This is a genomic window from Mesorhizobium sp. BR1-1-15, assembly GCF_020165475.1.
Lineage (GTDB): Bacteria > Pseudomonadota > Alphaproteobacteria > Rhizobiales > Rhizobiaceae > Mesorhizobium.
The window spans coordinates 189,259-209,234 of the sequence record NZ_JAIUIF010000001.1; the positions used below are offsets into that span (position 1 = coordinate 189,259).

Consider the following 19,976-nt stretch of genomic DNA (forward strand, 5'->3'; position numbering starts at 1 on the left):
ATTGCCCTTCGGCCCCTGGCGTGACTTGATCGGCGACGAACGCCGAGGAGGATGCGAGCAATGATCGACCTGGCCACATTGACCACCTATGTCGCCGTGGTGCTCGGTTTTGTGTTTATTCCCGGCCCCGCCACGCTGCTGACGGTCGCGCGGGCAACGAGTTCGGGAACCAAAGCCGGCATCGCAACCGGCGCAGGGATCGCGGCCGGCGACGTGTTTCACACCTTCACGGCCATGGTCGGCATCTCGGCGATCGTCGCCGCATCGGCGGTGTTGTTCAGCGCCGTGAAGTATCTCGGTGCGGCATATCTCGTTTATCTCGGCATTCGCGCGATCATGGAAAAGACGCCGGCCGATCTCGCCGCCGGCAGGTTCCCAATCTCAGCGGGCAAGGCGTTTCGGCAAGCCATACTGACTGAGATGCTCAACCCCAAGACGGCGCTTTTCTTCCTCGCGTTCCTGCCACAGTTCGTCCGGCCCGAAAACGGATCGGTCATGCTCCAACTGGCGGTATTGGGGATCATCTTTGTTCTGCTGGGCCTCTTCAGCACAGTGGTTTTCGCGGTGAGCGCAGGCGGGCTTGGCACTTTCCTGCGTCGAAATCCCACGGTGTTAAAATGGCAGGGCAAGATTGTCGGCGGCATCTATTGCGGCCTGGGCGTGCGGCTGGCGCTTCAGCAGCGCTGACGCGAAACGGTGACCGGCGCGGCCTTCTCGGCGAGCCGGGCAATCATTGGTTTTTGAATTCCGTGTTGCTGGTTTTCGCTCGCAATTGCGATGCCCGCGCGCTACCCAAGGCGCGTTTTGTCCCGGGCCATGACAGCCCACAATCGCACAAGGGCCTGCCATGCTGCTCGTCGACGTCTATCTCGACAAATCCCCCATCCAGGGCATTGGTGTCTTTGCCAAGAATCCCATTTCCCGCGGCACGATGATCTGGAAGCTGGATCCGAGATTCGACCGGCTCATCGAGGTCGAGACCTATGAGAGCCAGACAGGACCGGTGAAGAGCTATCTCGATCGCTATGCCTATCCGGACAGGCGAGATCCGAACTACATCGTCTTCGAGGCCGACGATGCACGCTACATGAACCACGCCGACGAGCCGAATTGCGACGTATCCTCGCCGGAGGAAAGCTTTGCGTTGCGCGACATCGCGGCCGGCGAGGAACTGACCTGCAACTACAATCATTTCTTCGCGGCGGGCTTCGACTTCCTGGGCGATCGCCACCCGTAGTCAGCTCGCCGGTTTTTTGCGCGCCGGATAGCCGTTCGGATGCGGCGGAACCGCCTTGAGATAGGCCGCGATCGCCGCGCGGTCCTCGGGCGCCAGTTCGGCCATGTTCCTCTGCACGTCGACCATGGCCCCGCCAACGGAATCGAAATCGGGCGTGAAGCCGGTTTCGAGATAGTTGGCGATATCGGCCTGCGACCAGTCGCCGATGCCGCCCTCCCCGGAGGTGATATTGGGGACGATGCCGCTGCCTTCGGCGGCTGTGGCTCCAGCCAGCCACTCGCTCTTCTTTGTCCCCCCCGCAAGGTCACGCGGTGTGTGACATTCGCCGCAATGACCCGGTCCCTCGACCAGGTAGCGACCGGCAATCACAGGACCAGGCGCGCCTTCGGGCAGGGACACAACAGGCTGCTCGCTGAGATAGAGCCGTTTCCACAAGCCGATACCGCGACGGATGTTGAACGGGAAACTCAATGAATTGGCCGGCGCTCGGCCGGCAACCGCCGGCAGCGTCTTCAGGAAGGCATAGAGATCGGCAATGTCGGCGGGCTTCATGCGCGCGTAGGACGTATAGGGAAATGCCGGATAGAAATGCTCGCCCGACGGCGAGACACCCTTCAGCATGGCATTGGCGAGATCCTCGGCCGACCACGCGCCGATGCCGTCCTTGGGGTCTTGCGAAATGTTGGGCGGCACAAACGTGCCAAACGGAGTCTTGAGTTCAAGGCCGCCGACAAGTTCGAGCCGCTCATCGCCTTTCGAACCGGGTTTTGCATGGCAGGAGGTGCAGCCGCCGGCATAAAAAATGCGCTTGCCCCTGGCCGCGTCACCAGGCGCGAGCTTGGCCAGGGTTTCCGCATCGAGCTTCACCGGCGCCGAAAGCGTCCACGCGGCAACCGCGCCGACGCCGCCGAGCACGAGTGCGGCGCCGACAAACTTCCTCAGCCATGCCATGGCCGGCGATTAGCCTTTCTTGACCCTGTAGCCCTTGTGGCAGGTGCCGCAGTCGGAGCCGATGACGCCGATTTGCGTCTTCAGGGAATCCACGTCGGCTGGGGCCGCGGCGACCGCGGCCTTGACGTCGGCAAGATACTTGTCTTCTGTCGCCTTGAAACCGGCCATGTCTTGCCAGATCTTCGGCGCCGCCGTGGTGTCGCCCGTGTCGCTGCCCGCCGGGAACAGGACGTCGGCGTCGAATTTTTCCGCGTTCGCCTGGAGCGCCTGCAGCGCAGTCAGTACTGCGGCGGCATCAAAGGGCTCCTCACCCTTGACCACTTTCGACAGGCCGCCGACGATCTTCCCGCGTTCCTTCATCAGGGCCTGGCGGTCGAGGATCGGGTCGGCAAAGGCCGCCGAACCGGCGAACGCGAGCATAGAGATGGCGACGACAAGCTTTCTCATTCAATTAGCTCCATGATGAGGGCATTTCGGGACAGGACGTTAACGGACGTGGCGGGAGGAATATTCCCTTCCCCCGACGATTTTGCAGACCTTTGCTGTGGGATCTCGGCACAGAAAAAGAAAAGCCCCGGGGGTGCCGGGGCTTTCTGAATCTCGATCAGGCTTTCGCTTTTTCGTAGAGTTCGAGAACATGATCCCAGTTGATCAGGCTGTCGACGAAGGCCTCGAGATATTTCGGCCGGGCGTTGCGATAGTCGATGTAATAGGAGTGCTCCCAGACATCGACGCCGAGGATCGGCGCCGCGCCATGGACGAGGGGATTCTCGCCGTTCGGCGTCTTCGAGATCGCCAGCTTGCCATCCTTGACCGAAACCCAGGCCCAGCCGGAACCGAACTGGGTCGTGCCGGCGGCGATGAAGTCGGCCTTGAATTTGTCGTAGCCACCCAGATCGCTGTCGAAAGCCTCCTGCAACGCACCCGGCAGCTTGTTGCCGCCGCCGCCCTTTTTCATCCACTTCCAGAAATGGATGTGATTGTAGTGCTGGGCGGCATTGTTGAAGAGGCCGGCATTCTTGCCGAACGACTGCTTGACCACCTCTTCTACCGACAGATCGCCAAGGCCGGCTTCGGCGGCAAGCTTATTGCCGTTGTCGACATAGGCCTTGTGGTGCTTGTCGTGGTGATATTCCAGCGTCTCTTTCGACATGTAGGGCTGCAAGGCCTCATAGTCGTAAGGCAGAGCGGGCAATTCAAAAGCCATGGAAGGTACTCCCTCAAGGAAATCCGGTGTCGATACCGGACTAAGATAGGTCTGGATTGGGTTCGGACAACTCCGAAAAGTGAAGCGCCGGGTGCTCTTTCTAAGCGGGTTCCGGAGAACTGTCACACAGTTTCCGGAAACCGGGCGCATTGCGACGAAAAGCCTGGACGGATCAGCCCGCCGACGTCGAATGCGCCCAATCCCAATAGAGCTCCCGCGCCTTCTTGGCCACCGGCCCGGGCTGCAGGCTGCGGTCCTCGATGCGCGTGATCGGAATGACCTTGGAATGGTTGCCGGTCGAAAAAATCTCATCCGCTTCGAGGAATTCACGCACCGACAGCGCCTTTTCCGTGGTCTTGAACCCGTACTCGCCAAGCAACGTCATCGTGCGCGAGCGGGTGATGCCCGACAGGAAGGTGCCGTTCGGCGCCGGCGTCAGGACGTGGCCGTCCTTGACCAGGAAGATGTTCGAGGTTCCGGTCTCGGCGACGTTGCCCAGCATGTCGAGCACCAGGGCGTTGTCGAAGCCGCGCATCTTGGCTTCGAGGATGGCGCGGCCATTGTTGGGATAGAGGCAGCCGGCCTTGGCGTTGGTCGGCATGGTTTCGATAGTCGGGCGCCGGAACGGCGAAACCGTCACGGAAAAGCCGGTCGGCGAGATCATCGGCGATTCGTAGAGGCACAGGCAGAAACGGGTCGAGGCGGGATCGGCCGGCACGCCCATATAGCCGCCGTGCTCGGCCCAATACATCGGCCTGATATAGACAGCCGTCTTGCCATCGAATTTCTTCAATCCGTCCCAGGTCAGCCCGACGATCTTCTCGGCCGTCATCGAAGGCTTGAGACCGAGCGCGATCGCCGAGGCATTCACGCGCGCGGCATGAAGGTCAAGATCGGGAGCGACACCCTCGAACCAGCGGGCGCCGTCGAACACGCTGGTGCCGAGCCACATTGCGTGGCTGCGCGGGCCCAAAACGGCGACATTGCCCTCGTACCAGTCGCCGTCGACGAAAGTCCATGTCGCGGAAAGTGCGGCAGCCGCCAGTGTCATTGCTTTGTCCCGTTCCGATCAATCTCGTGTTGCAGCATTGGATGACGCTTTGGCCGGCGTCGTCAACCAGCATCGGGGAGTTTTGTTGAGGCCACAGACGGCGCGCTGCAATCAAGACTTGCACCTTGCCCCGCCTCGCCTCAAAACTGTTGCCATGCAATACGCCGCTTATGTTTTCGACGCCTACGGCACACTGTTCGATGTTCATGCCGCCGTGCGCCGCCACGCCGACGCCATCGGACCGGACGGCCAGTTGCTGTCCGAGATCTGGCGCGCCAAGCAACTCGAATATTCCTGGGTGCGTACGTTGATGGGCGCCTATGCCGATTTTTGGCAACTCACCGAGCAGGCACTTGATTTCGCGTTGCACAAGGTGCCCTCTGCCGATCCCGGCCTCAAGGCGGCATTGCTGGATGCCTATTGGCGGCTGGACTGCTATGCGGAAGTGCCCGCCGTGCTGAAGGCGCTGAAGGCGTCCGGCGCCAAGCTGGCAATCCTGTCCAACGGTTCACCGGAAATGCTGGAGGCAGCCGTTAAATCCGCGGCGCTCGATCAGGTGCTGGACGATATCTATTCCGTCGATGCGGTACGGCGCTTCAAGACCGATCCGTCGGTCTACGACATGGTCACGACAGGCTGGCGCCTCTATCCGGGTGCGGTCTCCTTCCAGTCGTCCAACCGCTGGGACATTGCCGGCGCGACCAAGTTCGGCTTCCGCACCGTGTGGATCAACCGCTCCAACCAGCCGGAGGAGTATCGGGATTTTCCACCGGCCCTGATCCTGCCGTCGCTCGATGCCCTTGTCACAGGTGGCTAACGCATGCGGCCCAAAAGTAATCCTGGTTTTCGCTCCTGTGACCGTAGCGCCACAGTGGCGACGCGGTCACAGCTTCGCCTTTGTTTGTCCACCTTGAGGCCAGATTCGGAACCGCCTATCGCGCCCAAGTGTTGATCAGGCACCCTCGCAACGGTCGGCATATTCATGCTTTGTTGCGATTTCAGACTTAAAGAAGGCAACCATGTTCCCAGCCGAAATCGAATCCTATCGCCTGAGCCGTCGCGGCTTTCTCAATGCCGCAGCCCTGGGCGCCGCCTCGATCGCGGTTTCCGCATGCGCCACCACCGGGTCCGGGCCAGTCGAGCCACCGCCACCGGCCTATGTCGAGCCGCCGCTCGCCGACTACGTGACGATGTACGCCGCCGTCAGCGATGGCGGTTTCGAAGTGCCGGCCATTCCCGTCGACAGGATCGATCCGCAATTCCTGCGCCAGATCGTGCCCGACCCGACCGGCCAGAAGCCGGGAACCATCGTCGTCGATACGACCGGCCACTTCCTCTATCTGGTTCGTCCGGGCGGCCAGGCGATCCGCTACGGCGTCGGCCTCGGCCGCGCCGGCTTCGAATGGTCGGGCGATGCCGTCGTCCAGTGGAAACAGAAGTGGCCGAAATGGACGCCGCCGGACGAGATGATCGCCCGGCAGCCGGAACTGAGGCAATACAGCGCTGACAATGGCGGTATGCCGGGCGGGCTGAAAAACCCGCTCGGTGCACGTGCGCTCTATCTCTTCCAGGGCAACGTCGACACGCTCTACCGGCTGCACGGCTCGCCGGAATGGCGTTCGATCGGCAAGTCGGTGTCGTCGGGCTGCGTGCGCCTGATGAACCAGGACATTATAGACCTATATGATCGCGTGCCTTCGAAGACCCCGGTCATCGTGACCAGCGACGCCAGCCAGCCCATGGTGGCGACCGCGAATCACAAAGCCATCCCGATCGATGCCGGCGTGCCGGACGGATCGGTGCTGCTTGGCCCGGTGAAAGCGGTGAGCGACGCGATTTTCTGATGGGAGCGAGGGTGAATGCGGCGACTCGCCGCCTTCACCTCCACATCAGCCTATCCCTGCATGGCCGTTGCGCGATCGCGCTTCCCTATCTGCCCCTCGACAGACTCCCGAGTATCCCGCGCACGATGGCGCGGCCGACCGACGAGCCGACAGAGCGCACCACCGACTTGATCGCGGCTTCCGCCACCGTCTGGCGGTTGGACGGGCGCGGTTGAGGCGGGCGTCTGCCGCCGGGTTGCGGCGGCGGAGCATCATTGCCGAAGCCCGGAATGGTCCAGCGTGAACGGCCGGCGTCGGCCTGCTGTGCCTCGGCATCCGCCGCGTCCTTGGCCTTTTTCTGCAGCATCTCGAAAGCCGATTCGCGATCGACACCCTCATCGTACTGACCGATCACCGGGCTTTCCTGGATCAGCTTCCGCCGCTCGGCTGGGGTTATGGGCCCAAGTCGTGACGATGGCGGACGGATCAGCGTGCGCTGGACCATGGACGGGATGCCCTTGGCTTCCAGCACTGAAACCAGCGCTTCGCCGGTGCCCAGTTGCGTGATCACGGTCGCGCAATCGAAATCCGGATTTGGCCGGAACGTCTCGGCCGCGGTCCTTACCGCCTGCTGCTCGCGCGGCGTGTAGGCGCGCAACGCATGCTGGACCCGGTTGCCGAGCTGGGCCAGAACCTTCTCAGGAATATCCAGAGGGTTCTGCGTGACGAAATAGACGCCGACGCCCTTCGAGCGAATCAGACGCACCACCTGCTCGACGCGGTCGATCAGCACCTTCGGCGCGTCGTCGAAAAGCAGATGTGCCTCGTCGAAGAAGAAGACCAGCTTCGGCTTGTCGGGATCGCCCACTTCGGGCAGCTCCTCGAACAGTTCCGACATCAGCCAAAGCAGGAACGTCGCGTAGAGTCGCGGATTCATCATCAGCTTGTCGGCGGCCAGCACGCTGATGGCGCCGCGGCCGTCGCGGGTGGTGCGCATGATGTCGGCGATGCGCAATGCCGGCTCGCCGAAGAAATTCGCCGCCCCCTGCTGTTCCAGCACCAGCAGCGTGCGCTGGATGGCGCCGACCGAGGGTTTCGTCACATTGCCGTAGCGGGCGCTGATCTCTTCGGCGCGCCCGGCGATATTGGCGAGCAGCGCCTGCAGGTCCTTGAGGTCGAGCAGCAGCAGCCCTTCCTCATCGGCGATGCGGAAGGCGATGTTCATGATGCCTTCCTGGGCTTCGGACAGATTCATCAACCGCGACAAGAGCAGCGGGCCCATCTCGGAGATGGTGGCGCGGATGGGGTGGCCCTGTTCGCCGAACAGATCCCAGAAGATGACGGGGAATTCCTGAAAGTCATAGGGGTCGAGCTTGACCTGCTCGGCGCGCTTGACCAGGAAATCCTGCGCCGTGCCGATCATGGCTATACCGGAGAGATCGCCCTTGATGTCGGCGCAGAACACCGGCACGCCGGCATTGGAGAATCCCTCGGCCAATATTTGCAAGGTGACCGTCTTGCCGGTGCCGGTGGCACCGGTCACCAGGCCGTGACGGTTGCCATAGTGCAAAAGCAGGTTTTCGGGACGCTGATAGCTGTCGTCGGGCTTGCGGCTGGCGCCGATGAAAATGGTGTCGTCAGCCATATGTCCGGTCTCCGCAACTGCTGTGTATAAAACCAGCCCTTCGCCCGAAGGTATAGTGGGGGCCTTGCACAGCGACAATGGCGATCGGCGAAAATGGCCTTTTTTGGAGCTTGCGGATTGTGCCCATGTTTGGCAATCGTTCATGCTTCGTGCTCGAAGGCTGGTGTACGCTCGAGGGATCGAATTCGAGTCTTGGAAGCGCATTGCATTGCGGTATCGCACCGGGACCCGTAGACTGAAGTGCTCCAGGCTGATGCGGCCGCATAGTGACGAGGACAGTGGATGAGCGCCGGAGCCTTGACCAGGGATAACGAAGTTCCGAATGCCGACCGGCAGCGATGGCTGGCCCTGGCTGAAAAGGCGCTCGCCGGCGCATCTTTCGAGGAAAAACTGGTCTCGCACACCGATGACGGCATCCGCGTGGAACCGCTTTATGAGCGCGCGGCGGCGGCCGAGCCGATCGTGCGCGCCAACCCCGGATCGCCGTGGATCGTCAGCCAGCGCATCGACGATCCCGACATTGGTCGCGCCAAAGCCCAGGCGCTGGAGGACGTCGCGCAGGGCGCGACGGGATTGTCGCTCGTCTTCGAAGGTGCCCCGAACGCCTTCGGCTACGGCCTGCCGAGAACGGCGCAGGCGCTGGAGACGGTTCTGGACGGCATCCCGTTAAACCGCGTCCAGATCCGGATCGACGCCCACCCATGGAGCCGCCCCATGGCCGACTGGCTGGTGGCGTTCCTTGGCAAGCGCCGCTCCGATCCGGCAAAGCTCAACCTCTCCTTCGGCATCGATCCGGCGGCGATCCTGGCCGGAACCGGCCGGTTGCGCATGTCGATCGAGGCGCTGCAGGAATCCATGCCGCAATCGCTGGCACATTTCTTTTCAATGGGCGTGCCCGGCGTGCTGCTCGAGGCGGATGGGCGGGTGTTCCACAATGCCGGCGCCACGGAGGCGCAGGAGCTTGGCATCATGCTCGCTTCGGCCGTCTCCTATCTCAGGATGTTCGAGAAAGCGCGGCAACCGCTCGTCTACGCAGCGCCCCATATCGGGTTTGCGCTGAGCGCCGACCAGGATCAGTTCCTGTCGATGGCCAAGGTCAGGGCCTTGCGCAGGCTGTGGGCTCGCGTCCAAGAAGCCTGCTCGATCCCGACTTCGACGGCCAATATTCACGCCGAGACGTCGTTTCGGATGATGACGGCATTGGACCCGGAGACCAACATCCTGCGCACGACGATCGCCTGCTTCGCCGCGGCGGCGGGCGGAGCCGATTCGATCGCTATCCTGCCGCACACCGTCGCGCATGGCCTGCCGGCGCCTTTCGCACGCCGCGTGGCCCGTAACGCGCAGTTGATCATGGCCAATGAAAGCCACATCGATCAGGTCGCCGATCCCGCCTGCGGCTCCGGTGGCGTCGAAGCGCTCACCGCTGGCCTCTGCGAAGCGGCCTGGTCCGAGTTGCAGGCGATCGAGGCCGAGGGCGGCGTGCTGTCCAGCCTTCAGGACGGACGCATACAGGAACGTGTTCGCACCGCCGCCGCCCAGCGTGCTGCCGCCTTCCGATCCCGCGAGCGCGCCATCGTCGGCGCCACGCTCTATCCGCAGAAAACCGAGCGCGCGGTCGAGACGCTGGCCGCGGAGCGGCGATCTGCCTTCACGGAAGGCATCGTCATGTGCGAGCCGCTGTTTCCGGTCCGCATCGATCAAGCGATCGGAGCCGCTTCTTGATTCCGGATTTCAGCCAGGTCGGCTGGGCGCCGCCTCGGCGGGCGCCGGTCGAGATCAAGGGCCAGCGGATGACGCCGGAAGGCCTTGCCGTCAAACATCTGTACAATCAGGGCGATCTCAAGGGGCTGCCGCATCTCGACACCTATCCGGGCATGCCGCCCTTCGTGCGCGGACCCTATCCGACCATGTATGTCCAGCAGCCGTGGACGATCCGGCAATATGCCGGTTTCTCGACGGCGGAAGAGTCAAACGCCTTCTACAGGCGCAATCTTGCCGCCGGCCAGAAAGGTCTGTCGGTCGCCTTCGATCTCGCCACGCACCGCGGCTATGACAGCGATCATCCGCGGGTGGCCGGCGATGTCGGAATGGCGGGCGTGGCCATCGATTCCATCCTCGACATGCGCCAGCTCTTCGACGGCATTCCGCTCGGCGAGATGACGGTGTCGATGACCATGAACGGCGCGGTGCTGCCGATCATGGCGCTCTACATCGTGGCGGCCGAGGAACAAGGGGTTGCGCAGAAGGATCTCGCAGGGACCATTCAGAACGACATTCTGAAGGAGTTCATGGTCCGCAACACCTATATCTATCCGCCGAAGCCCTCGATGCGGATCGTGTCGGACATCTTCTCCTACACATCCAGGCACATGCCGAAATTCAACTCGATCTCGATCTCCGGCTACCATATGCAGGAGGCCGGCGCGACGGCGGACCTGGAGCTCGCCTATACGATTGCCGACGGAATCGAATATGCCCGCGCCGGCGTCGCGGCCGGGCTCGACATCGACCGCTTCGCCCCGCGCCTGTCCTTCTTCTGGGCTGTTGGCATGAACTTCTTCATGGAAGTCGCCAAGCTCAGGGCGGCGCGGCTGCTGTGGTCAAGCCTGATGATGAAGAATTTTTCGCCGAAGGACGAGCGTTCGCTGTCCTTGCGCACCCACTGCCAGACTTCTGGCTGGTCGCTGACGGCGCAGGATCCCTACAACAACATCATCCGCACGATGATCGAGGCGATGGCCGCCACACAGGGCCATACACAATCGCTGCACACCAATTCCTTCGACGAGGCCATGGCGCTGCCGACGGATCATTCGGCCCGTATCGCCCGCAACACGCAGCTGATCCTGCAAAAGGAATCCGGCACCACGCGCATCATCGATCCGTGGGGCGGTTCGGCTTATCTCGAGAGGCTGACGCATGATCTGGCAGCGCGTGCGCTTGCCCATATCGAGGAGGTCGAGGCGCTCGGCGGCATGGCCGCGGCCACCGAGAAGGGCATTCCCAAGCTGCGCATCGAAGAGGCGGCCGCCCGCACCCAGGCGCGCATCGATTCAGGCGAGCAGGTGCTGGTCGGCGTCAACGCGCACCGGCCCGGTGCGGATATCGAAGTCGACGTCTTGAAGATCGACAATGCCGAGGTAAGAGCCCGGCAGCTATCGAAGCTGCAGCGGCTGAAGGGCACGCGCGACGTCGCGGTGCTCGAGAATGCGCTCGCAGCGCTCTCCCGCGCGGCCGAGAGCGGCGAGAACCTGCTCGAATTCGCCATCCACGCCGCGCGCGCCAATGCGACGGTCGGGGAGATTTCGCTGGCGCTGGAAAAGGTCTTTGGCCGCCACATCGCGTCGGTGCAGACGATTTCCGGCGTCTACCGCCAGGCGCTCGGCGACAATCCGGCCGTCGACCGGCTGCAGGAGAAGATCGGCGCGTTCGAAAAGAAGACCGGCGGCAAGCCGCGCATCCTGGTCGCCAAAATGGGACAGGACGGACATGACCGCGGCCAGAAGGTGATCGCCACAGCCTTTGCCGACCTCGGCTTCGACGTCACCGTCGGCGCCATGTTCCAGACGCCGGAGGAGATCGCGAAGCTCGCCCACGAGCAGGATGTGCACATTGTCGGCGCGTCGTCGCTGGCGGCGGGACATCTGACGCTGATCCCGGAACTCAGGGATGCGCTGAAGAGGCTCGGCCACAGCGACATGCTGATCGTTGCCGGCGGCGTGATCCCTCCGCAGGACTATGATGCCGTGCTGCAAGCGGGTGCGGCGGAAATCTTCCCGCCCGGTACCGTGATCCCGCAAGCAGCGGAGCGGCTGATCGACCGGCTGCTGGCGTCCTGAGTTATCGGCAACGAGTGTGTCCGGGCCTTCCTCCCATTCGTAAGTTATAATATCTGTTGCAACGGTGCGGCGGTCGAGTTATAATTGACGTTGCAACAGGAGCAATCCAGCATGAACACCACCATTCGCAAGATCGGCAATTCCGAAGGTGTGATCCTGCCCAAGGAGCTACTCGACCGCCTGAATCTCAAAGCCGGTGATCAGCTTCAGGTTCTCGAAACAGACAAGGACATCGTCCTCAAACCGGTCGACGATAGTTTCGAGCGGCAGATGGAAGCTGCTCGCAAGGTCATGGACAAGTACAAGGTCGCGCTTCAGAAGCTCGCCGAATGAACTGGGAGTTCCTGTCGCGCCGCGCGGTGGAGGCGATGCATGCCGAACAATTGCGCCGGCATGGCGGCGCACAAGGTTTGCGGGATGAAAATGCACTTGAATCGGCACTGGCCCGGGCCGAGAACAAGGCTAATTACGGCACTCCGTCGATTGCAGATCTTGCAGCAGCCTATGTCTTCGGCATTGCCAGAAATCATGCCTTTGTCGACGGCAACAAACGCACGGCTATTGTCGCCGCCGGCGCCTTCCTGATCGTCAACGGTCAGGTCCTGACGGCGGACAACGGCACGCTTTATGAATTCGTGATGGCTATCGCCGCCGGCGAGATCGATGAAGCGGGTGCAGTCGCGTTCTTTCGCGACCACATCGTGAAGACCGAGGACTGATGTTGGGGTTCAGCCGCCCGCGCTCAGCTTGACGATTTCCCATTCCTTGCCATTGACGGTGGCGACATCGCCGACCTTCTTGCCAAACAAAGCAATCGCCATTGGCGATACATGGGAAATGCTGCCTTTCGATGGATCAGCCTCGTCCTCGCCGACGATCTTCCAGTGCACCTTCTTGCCGTCGTCGGCTTCGAGCGTGGCGCCCATGCCGAAGCGGATGACGTCGCTCCCGGGCTCGGGCACCGAAAGCTCGGCACTTTCGCGCCGCGCGGTCCAATAGCGCAGGTCGCGAGATACCAGTGCGATGCGCTCGCGGTCTCCCCGCCGCTCGGCTTTGGCCAATATGTCGCGCAGATCGGCCAGATTCTCGTCGATCATTGCCAGGCCACGCTCCGTCACCAGGTTGCGGTGTTGACTGATCGGCCGTTCGCCGACGCCTGCGATGGCGTTTTCGCTGTCTTCCTCGCGGGTAAAGGCTCTGCTCATTCCTTGAACTTATGCCCGCCCTCACGACTTCACAAGTCATTGCCCTCGCCGGGGACGCAGGTGCCTGACTGGCACGAATCCTGCCACTAGATGGGCAAAAGCCAGGACCTGTGCCGATGTTGAACAGACGCAAGCTGCTTGTCCGGACAGCCGGTTTTGCCGTGTTCGGGCTTTCGCTGGGCAAGGCAGCCGCCGCGAGCTTGCCCGGCGTCGAGAAAGCCTCGATGCGCGGATCGATCAACGCCACCGAGCTTGGCGTGCAACCCGGCACCTTTGACGATCAGAGCAAGGCTTTCGCCAAGCTGCTGCGCGAGGCCAGCGATCGCGACATGCCGGTTTTCCTGCAGCCCGGCACCTATGTCGTGTCCAACCTGACGCTGCCCGGCCGGGTGCGCCTTACCGGCGTGCCTGGCGCAACGCGCATCGTCTATGGTGGCGACGGCCACCTGTTCATGGCCGAACAAGCCGATCACATCGAGCTCAGCGGCCTGGTCCTCGACGGCTCAAACCGCTCGATGGGCGACTACGCGCAAGGACTGCTCGATCTGCGCCGCGTGGCGCATCTCATCGTCGATAATTGCCAGATAACCGGCAGCGGCAAGAACGGGCTGGCGCTCGAGCACGCGGCGGGCCGGGTCGAGCGCACGGAAATATCCGGAGCGGCGGACGCCGGCATCTATTCGGTCGAGGCCGCAGGGCTGGCGATCACAGGCAACACCGTCTCCGACTGCGCCAATGGCGGCATCCTCGTGCACCGCTGGCAAGCGGCGGAGGACGGCACCATCGTCACCGGCAACCGGGTCGAACGCATCGCGGCGCGCGGCGGCGGCACTGGCCAGAACGGCAATGGCATCAATGCCTTCCGCGCCGCCAACGTGATCGTCTCCGGCAATATTGTTTCGGACTGCGCATTCTCCGCCATCCGCGCCAACAGCGCCAGCAATCTGCAAGTATCGGGCAACACTTGCATGCGTTCCGGCGAAACGGCGGTCTATTCCGAATTCTCGTTCGAGGGCGCCGTTATCAGCAACAACATCGTCGATGGTGCCGCCAACGGCATCTCGATCGTCAATTTCAACGAAGGCGGACGCATGGGTGTTTGCTCGGGCAACATCGTGCGCAACCTGTCGACATCAGGCCCCTACCCCGCCGACCCGCCGGGATTCGGCGTCGGCATCGGCGTCGAGGCCGACACCACCGTGTCCAACAACGTCATCGAGAATGCGCCGCTCTACGGCATGTCGATCGGCTGGGGACCGTATCTGCGCAACGTCGTGGCCACCGGCAACATCATCCGCAAAGCGGGCACCGGCATCGTCGTCAGCGTGGTCGACGGTGCCGGAACCGCCATCATCTCCGACAATGTCATCGACGGCGCACGCAATGGCGCCATTGTCGGGCAGCGCTGGGCCGATCCGGCCACGGGCGATCTCGCCGCGTCAGCCGATACCGGCTTTCCGCATCTGACCGTCGAGCGCAATCACGTCAGTTGAGAAACGTCTGTCTCAGGCCAGTGCCGCCGTCGGCCTGAGCGCACCGACCGTGGCGCCTATCCGGCTTTCGATGGGTGCATTCGCCATTTCGAGCAGCTTCGCCGCCAAAACCTCGTCCGCACGCAGCAGTCGGGCGATGATTGCGGCCACCATGGATTCGGCGGCCCGGCCGGCACCATCATCGCATTTGAGTGCGATGCCGAGGCCAAGCTCGGGAAGCGCCGCGCAATGGACCCCTTCGGCGCCGCCCTTCGCAAATATTCGGCCAGGCGCCGCCTGCATCAGCGCGAGATCGGCGCGGCCTGTGCCGGCGACGAAGAACGGCTCGGCCATGCAAGCCGACAACAATCGCTTTGCCGCCCTGGCGCGCCCGGGCGCGAAGCCCCTGCCGGTCACCATGCGGGCAAAGCCAAGCGCAAAACTCCTGAGCGGCACCGCGTAGGTCGGGATCGAACAGCCATCGGTTGCGCGTTCGTCGGCGCCGTGGCGAGCTCCTGTCACCGCCTGCATGGCGTCGCGCACCATTTCCTGCAAGGCGTGATCCGCCCTGACATAGCCTTGAGGCTCGATGCCTGAATGGACGCAGGTGCAAAGAAAGCCGGAATGCTTGCCGGAGCAATTGTTGTGCAAGGCGTTCGGGGAACCGCCTGCGCGGGCGAGTGCGATCGTCGCGTCATGGCTCGACGGCCAATGCGCGCCGCATTCAAGCGCCGACCCGTCCACCCCGGCCCTGGCGAGCATCGACCGCGCCAGTTCGACGTGGGCCGGTTCGCCCGAATGAGAGGCGCAGGCCAGCGCCAGTTCGCGGTTACCGAAGCCGTAGGCATCGGCGGCGCCGCTTTCGACCAGGGGCAGCGCCTGGATCGCCTTGACCGCGGAGCGCGGAAACACCGGCCTCGATGTGTCGCCGATCTCGAGAACCGGCTTGCCATCGGCATCGAAAACCGCGACCGCGCCTCGGTGCGCGCTCTCGACGATGGCGCCACGCAGAACTTCGATCAGAACCGGATTTGTCATGTTGCCCCCGCGGATGCGGGTCGCTTTTACCGAATCCGATCGAGAATGGAAACGTAGTTGGCGACCGCCGCGCCGCCCATGTTGAAGATGCCGCCAAGCTTGGCGTTGGGCACCTGGATGCCGCCGGCCTCACCGACGAGCTGCATGGCGCTCAGCACATGCATCGACACGCCGGTGGCGCCGATCGGATGACCCTTCGCCTTCAGGCCGCCGGACGGGTTGACCGGCAGCCGCCCGTCCTTTGCGGTCGTGCCGTCCAGCGCCAGCCTCGCGCCCTCCCCAGGCTTCGCCAGGCCCATGGCTTCATATTCGATCAATTCGGCGATGGTGAAGCAGTCATGCGTCTCGACGAAGGAGAGATCATCAAGCGTCACGCCGGCATTCCTGAGCGCCCGGCTCCAGGCCTGCTCGCAGCCTTCGAAGGTCAGGATGTCGCGCTTCGACATCGGCAGGAAATCCTGCACGTGCTCATTGGCGCGGAAGGTGACGGCGCGGCGCATCTTCAGTGCCGTCGCTGTGTCGGTGAGGACGAGAGCGGCGGCACCGTCGGAGACCAGCGAGCAGTCGGTGCGCTTCAGCGGGCCAGCGACGAAGGGGTTCTTCTCGCTCTCCTGGCGGCAGAATTCGTAGCCGAAATCCTTGCGCATCTGCGCATAGGGATTGTCGACGCCGTTCTTGTGATTCTTGGAGGCGATCATGGCAAGCGCATCCGACTGGTCGCCGTAGCGCTGGAAATAGGCTTGTGCGATCTTGCCGAAGACGCCGGCAAAGCCGGCCGGTGTGTCGCCATCCTCGGGCAAATAGGAGGCTTTCAGCAGGTTCCTGCCGATCTCGGGGCCGGGCGTCGTCGTCATCTGCTCGGCGCCGACCACCAGCACGATGCGGGCGGCATTGGCATCGATGGCGCGGACGCCTTGCCGGACAGCGGCCGAACCGGTGGCGCAGGCGTTCTCGACGCGCGTCGCCGGCTTGAAGCGCAGCCGGTCGTCGGCCTGGAGGACAAGGCTGGCGGTGAAATCCTGTGCGGAAAAGCCGGCGTTGAAATGTCCGAGCACAATCTCGTCGACGTCGTCCGGGCCAATGCCGGCATGGTCGAGCGCCTCGGTTGCCACTTTGACGATCAGGCTCTCCAATGTTTCGCCTTCAAGCTTGCCGAAGCGCGAATGCGCCCAGCCAACGATGCATGCGGTCATGGCAACCTCCATTTGCCGCGGATCCTAACACGTCATATCGCGGCCTGAGCACTCAATATTGTTCAATAATGAACCGTTTTCCAGTCCGCGGGATGAGCCAGAGCCGACAATCGGTTGTTGTTTGGGCTGAATTTTTGTTGATTGACCCGTCAATAAAAAATAATCTTCACCGAAACAATGGGAACAGCATGCCGAAAGTCGGAATGGAGCCACTGCGCCGCAAAGCGCTCATCGACGCGACGATCTCGGCGATCGGCGAGCGCGGCTCGCTTGACGTGACGATGTCGGAGATCGCCGGGCGCGCCGGCGTGTCGTCGGCGCTGGCCCATCACTATTTCGGCGTCAAGGATGAGCTGCTGTTCGCGACGATGCGGCATATCCTGGCCGAACTGACCACAGACATGCGGCGCGCGCTTCAATCCACCGGTTCCCCACGCGAACGCGTCTCGGCGGTCGTGGCCGTCAACTTCTCCGAGATCCAGTTCCGTGCCGAAACGATCGCCGCCTGGCTCGCCTTCTATGTCGAGGCGCAGAAATCGGCTGCGCTGCGCCGGCTGCTCAGAATTTATGCGCGGCGGCTGCATTCGAACCTGATGAGCGGGCTGGCCGGCATCCTGTCCCGAGCCGAGGCCGACCGCGTCGCCGAAGCGACGGCGGCGATGATCGACGGGCTCTATATCAGGCGCGCGCTCAAGGACGGCGTGCCCGATGCCGCGACCGCGATCGCATTGGTCGAGGACTATCTCGAAACGAAACTCAGCGGACGGCAGACGCAGTGACACGCAAGCACCCTAACTTCCTGATCGTCATGGTCGATCAGCTCAACGGAACTTTCTTTCCGGACGGGCCGGCTGACTTCCTGCACGCGCCGCATCTGAAGGCGTTGGCCGCCCGCTCGGCGCGCTTCCGCAACAATTACACCGGCTCGCCGCTCTGTGCGCCGGGCCGTGCCTCGTTCATGAGCGGCCAGTTGCCGTCGCGCACCGGAGTCTATGACAACGCCGCCGAGTTCGCCTCGTCGATCCCGACCTTCGCTCATCATCTGCGCGCCGCCGGCTACCATACTTGCCTGTCGGGCAAGATGCACTTCGTCGGGCCGGACCAGTTGCACGGCTTCGAGGAACGGCTGACCACGGACATCTACCCCGCCGATTTCGGTTGGACGCCGGATTATCGTAAGCCCGGCGAGCGCATCGACTGGTGGTATCACAATCTGGGTTCGGTGACCGGGGCCGGCATTGCGGAAACCACCAACCAGATGGAATATGACGACGAGGTCGTGTTCCTCGCCACGCAGAAGCTCTACCAGCTTTCGCGGGAGCAGGATGATGAGGAGCGCCGGCCCTGGTGCCTGACCGTTTCGCTGTCACATCCGCACGACCCCTATGTCGCGCGCAAGCAGTACTGGGACCTCTACGAAAATTGCCAGGCGCTCGACCCGGAAACCAATTTCATTGCGTATGACGAACAGGATACGCATTCGCAGCGGCTGTATGTCGCCAGCGATTATCCGTCGTTCCAGATCACCCCTGAGCAGGTGCGCCGTTCGCGGCGTGGCTATTTCGCCAATATTTCCTATGTCGACGACAAGCTCGGCGAGCTCCTGGACGTCCTCAAGCGAACGCGCATGCTTGACGACACCACCATCCTGTTCTGCTCCGACCATGGCGACATGCTCGGCGAGCGCGGCCTATGGTTCAAGATGAGCTTCTTCGAGGGCTCGGCGCGGGTGCCGCTGATGATTGCCGGCAGGGGCGTTGCGGCCGGGCTGATCGAAGCGCCGGTTTCCAATCTCGACGTGACGCCGACGCTTTGCGACCTCGCCGGCATCGACATCGATGCCGTCGCGCCATGGACCGATGGCCAATCGCTGCTGCCTCTGATCGACGGTGAGCGGCGCAGCGCGCCTGTGCTGATGGAATATGCGGCTGAGGGTTCATACGCGCCTCTGGTGGCTATCCGCGAGGGCCGATACAAGTTCGTCCATTGCGAGCTCGATGCGCCGCAACTGTTCGATCTCCAATCCGATCCGCTGGAGCGGGAAAACCTCGCGGCCGATCCGGCCAACGAACCGCTGGTCGCGGCGTTCATGGACAAGGTGCGGGCGCGCTGGGACATGGCCGCTTTCGACGCTGCGGTGCGCGAAAGCCAGGCGCGCCGCTGGGTCGTCTATCGGGCGCTGCGCAACGGCGCCTACTACCCCTGGGATTTCCAGCCGCTGCAGAAAGCGTCCGAGCGCTACATGCGCAACCACATGAACCTCGACACTCTCGAGGAGAGCAAGCGGTATCCGCGAGGCGAATGATGACTACGCTTGTCCCCTCACTCGACCACCTGCAGCAAGCCTATGCGGTCACCGCCAAGGCGACGCAGATCACGCCGCTGCTGGAATCGGCGGCGCTCGCCAGGGAAACCGGCGCCGCTCGCGTCTTCGTCAAGGCGGAATCGCTGCAATGGGCGGGATCGTTCAAGGTTCGGGGCGCCTATTGGCGGCTGAAGCGGCTGTCGCCCGACGAAGCCAAGAAGGGCGTCGTCGCTTATTCTTCCGGCAATTTCGCGCAAGGACTGGCGGCTGCGGGCCAGGCGCTCGGCATTCCCGTCACCATCGTCATGCCGATCGACGCTCCGGCCGCCAAGCGCGACGCCACAGCAGGCTACGGCGCGCGCGTGGTGCTTACCGATCACGGCGAGCGCGCGCGTGAGGAAGTCGCTGCCGCCAAGGCGCGCGAGATCGCCGAGACCGAAGCGCTGACATTGCTGCATCCCTTCGACGATCCGGAAATCGTCGCCGGCCAGGCAGGTGCCGGGCTGGAGGCGCTGGAGCAGCTTTCTGCCAAGGGCGCGAAGGCGGACGTGCTGTTCTGCTCGGTCGGCGGCGGCGGCCTGATCGGCGGCGTTTCGCTCGCTTTCCACTATCTGTCGCCGGCCACGGAAATCATCGGCGTCGAGCCCGAAGGTTTCAACGGCATGGGCGCCTCGTTGGCGCATGGCAGCATCGAGACCATGCCGCTCGCCCCGAATTCGATCTGTGACGGGCTGATGTCGCGGCGGCCCGGCGACGCGCCGTTCGCGGCGGTCAGAACCGCCGGCGTTCGCGGCATCACTGTCGACGACGCCTTGGTGCGGCGGGCAATGAAAATCGCCTTCGAGCGGATGAAGCTGGTGCTTGAGCCGTCCGGAGCTGCCTCGCTGTCGGCACTGCTCGGCGGCAAGGTGGATGTGGCCGGCAAGACCGTCCTTGTGGTGGCTACCGGCGGCAATGTCTCGCTCGCCGATTTCATCACGCATATGAACGATGGGCGCATATGAACA

General features: G+C 63.2%; 20 protein-coding genes. 12 read left to right on the forward strand and 8 right to left on the reverse strand.

Annotation, left to right across the window (positions count from 1 at the left end; genetic code table 11):
* Positions 1-60 precede the first annotated feature (60 nt).
* Together LB541_RS00950 and LB541_RS00955 are read left to right on the forward strand one after the other, a co-directional pair.
* Entirely contained in the window at positions 61-687 is a 627-nt protein-coding gene (locus LB541_RS00950) for a LysE family translocator (protein WP_140517957.1), read from the forward strand.
* Between the two features lie 160 nt (positions 688-847).
* A complete protein-coding gene (locus LB541_RS00955) occupies positions 848-1,237 on the forward strand; it encodes an SET domain-containing protein (protein WP_140494748.1) in 390 nt (129 codons plus the stop codon).
* Here the strand turns inward: LB541_RS00955 and LB541_RS00960 are convergent, their stop codons facing one another.
* The 4 genes from LB541_RS00960 to LB541_RS00975 form a co-directional block, all read right to left on the reverse strand.
* Positions 1,238-2,188: a cytochrome c gene (locus LB541_RS00960; RefSeq protein WP_140559432.1), complete on the reverse strand. Its 951-nt coding sequence runs from the start codon at positions 2,186-2,188 to the stop codon at positions 1,238-1,240.
* Positions 2,189-2,197: 9 nt separating this feature from the next.
* Positions 2,198-2,635 carry a c-type cytochrome gene (locus tag LB541_RS00965; RefSeq protein WP_140559431.1) on the reverse strand — a complete coding sequence of 146 codons (438 nt, stop codon included), beginning with the start codon at positions 2,633-2,635 and terminating at the stop codon, positions 2,198-2,200.
* 157 nt (positions 2,636-2,792) lie between these two features.
* A complete protein-coding gene (locus LB541_RS00970; protein ID WP_140567666.1) occupies positions 2,793-3,395 on the reverse strand; it encodes a superoxide dismutase in 603 nt (200 codons plus the stop codon).
* A 172-nt stretch (positions 3,396-3,567) separates the two neighbouring features.
* Positions 3,568-4,446, reverse strand: a complete 879-nt coding sequence (locus LB541_RS00975; protein WP_140494756.1) for a branched-chain amino acid aminotransferase — start codon at positions 4,444-4,446, stop codon at positions 3,568-3,570.
* 154 nt (positions 4,447-4,600) lie between these two features.
* Here LB541_RS00975 and LB541_RS00980 point away from each other — a divergent pair, with 154 nt between their 5' ends.
* Positions 4,601-5,263, forward strand: a complete 663-nt coding sequence (locus LB541_RS00980; RefSeq protein ID WP_140494758.1) for a haloacid dehalogenase type II — start codon at positions 4,601-4,603, stop codon at positions 5,261-5,263.
* 202 nt (positions 5,264-5,465) lie between these two features.
* On the forward strand, positions 5,466-6,290 hold the full coding sequence (locus LB541_RS00985) for a L,D-transpeptidase (protein WP_140494760.1): 825 nt from the start codon (positions 5,466-5,468) through the stop codon (positions 6,288-6,290).
* A gap of 85 nt (positions 6,291-6,375) precedes the next feature.
* Here LB541_RS00985 and LB541_RS00990 read toward each other — a convergent pair whose 3' ends face one another.
* Positions 6,376-7,914, reverse strand: a complete 1,539-nt coding sequence (locus tag LB541_RS00990) for a helicase HerA-like C-terminal domain-containing protein (protein WP_140555863.1) — start codon at positions 7,912-7,914, stop codon at positions 6,376-6,378.
* A 282-nt stretch (positions 7,915-8,196) separates the two neighbouring features.
* Between LB541_RS00990 and LB541_RS00995 the strand changes: the two genes are divergently transcribed.
* The 4 genes from LB541_RS00995 to LB541_RS01010 all read left to right on the forward strand — a co-directional run bounded on the left by LB541_RS00995 (position 8,197) and on the right by LB541_RS01010 (position 12,475).
* Positions 8,197-9,639, forward strand: coding sequence for a methylmalonyl-CoA mutase subunit beta (locus LB541_RS00995; RefSeq protein ID WP_140517951.1), 1,443 nt, complete (start codon positions 8,197-8,199; stop codon positions 9,637-9,639).
* Positions 9,636-11,756: a methylmalonyl-CoA mutase gene (scpA, locus tag LB541_RS01000; RefSeq protein WP_140517950.1), complete on the forward strand. Its 2,121-nt coding sequence runs from the start codon at positions 9,636-9,638 to the stop codon at positions 11,754-11,756. The genes LB541_RS00995 and scpA overlap by 4 nt, the downstream gene beginning before the upstream one ends.
* A gap of 111 nt (positions 11,757-11,867) precedes the next feature.
* Entirely contained in the window at positions 11,868-12,089 is a 222-nt protein-coding gene (locus LB541_RS01005; RefSeq protein ID WP_140494768.1) for an AbrB/MazE/SpoVT family DNA-binding domain-containing protein, read from the forward strand.
* Complete coding sequence (locus tag LB541_RS01010) at positions 12,086-12,475, forward strand: type II toxin-antitoxin system death-on-curing family toxin (protein ID WP_140517949.1); 390 nt, start codon at positions 12,086-12,088, stop codon at positions 12,473-12,475. Before LB541_RS01005 ends, LB541_RS01010 begins: the two co-directional genes overlap by 4 nt.
* Positions 12,476-12,484: 9 nt before the next feature.
* Here the strand turns inward: LB541_RS01010 and greA are convergent, their stop codons facing one another.
* Entirely contained in the window at positions 12,485-12,961 is a 477-nt protein-coding gene (greA, locus tag LB541_RS01015; RefSeq protein WP_140494772.1) for a transcription elongation factor GreA, read from the reverse strand.
* Between the two features lie 116 nt (positions 12,962-13,077).
* Between greA and LB541_RS01020 the strand changes: the two genes are divergently transcribed.
* Positions 13,078-14,454, forward strand: coding sequence for a TIGR03808 family TAT-translocated repetitive protein (locus tag LB541_RS01020; RefSeq protein ID WP_140517948.1), 1,377 nt, complete (start codon positions 13,078-13,080; stop codon positions 14,452-14,454).
* A 12-nt stretch (positions 14,455-14,466) separates the two neighbouring features.
* On the opposite strand, the gene LB541_RS01025 is transcribed toward LB541_RS01020, so the two are convergent.
* Both LB541_RS01025 and LB541_RS01030 read right to left on the reverse strand, forming a co-directional pair.
* Positions 14,467-15,471 (reverse strand): asparaginase, encoded by a 1,005-nt coding sequence (locus LB541_RS01025; protein ID WP_140649135.1) that lies wholly within the window; start codon positions 15,469-15,471, stop codon positions 14,467-14,469.
* Between the two features lie 26 nt (positions 15,472-15,497).
* The gene (locus LB541_RS01030) at positions 15,498-16,664 is read right to left on the reverse strand and encodes an acetyl-CoA acetyltransferase (protein WP_140494778.1); all 1,167 of its coding nucleotides are present in this window, start codon (positions 16,662-16,664) and stop codon (positions 15,498-15,500) included.
* 188 nt (positions 16,665-16,852) lie between these two features.
* Between LB541_RS01030 and betI the strand changes: the two genes are divergently transcribed.
* The 3 genes from betI to LB541_RS01045 are packed head-to-tail and all read left to right on the forward strand — an operon-like array spanning position 16,853 to position 19,973.
* Positions 16,853-17,443 carry a choline-responsive transcriptional repressor BetI gene (gene betI, locus LB541_RS01035; RefSeq protein ID WP_140494780.1) on the forward strand — a complete coding sequence of 197 codons (591 nt, stop codon included), beginning with the start codon at positions 16,853-16,855 and terminating at the stop codon, positions 17,441-17,443.
* Positions 17,440-18,969 carry a choline-sulfatase gene (betC, locus tag LB541_RS01040; RefSeq protein ID WP_140494782.1) on the forward strand — a complete coding sequence of 510 codons (1,530 nt, stop codon included), beginning with the start codon at positions 17,440-17,442 and terminating at the stop codon, positions 18,967-18,969. The genes betI and betC overlap by 4 nt, the downstream gene beginning before the upstream one ends.
* Positions 18,966-19,973, forward strand: coding sequence for a threonine/serine dehydratase (locus LB541_RS01045; protein ID WP_140649134.1), 1,008 nt, complete (start codon positions 18,966-18,968; stop codon positions 19,971-19,973). The genes betC and LB541_RS01045 overlap by 4 nt, the downstream gene beginning before the upstream one ends.
* The last annotated feature ends 3 nt before the right edge of the window (positions 19,974-19,976 follow it).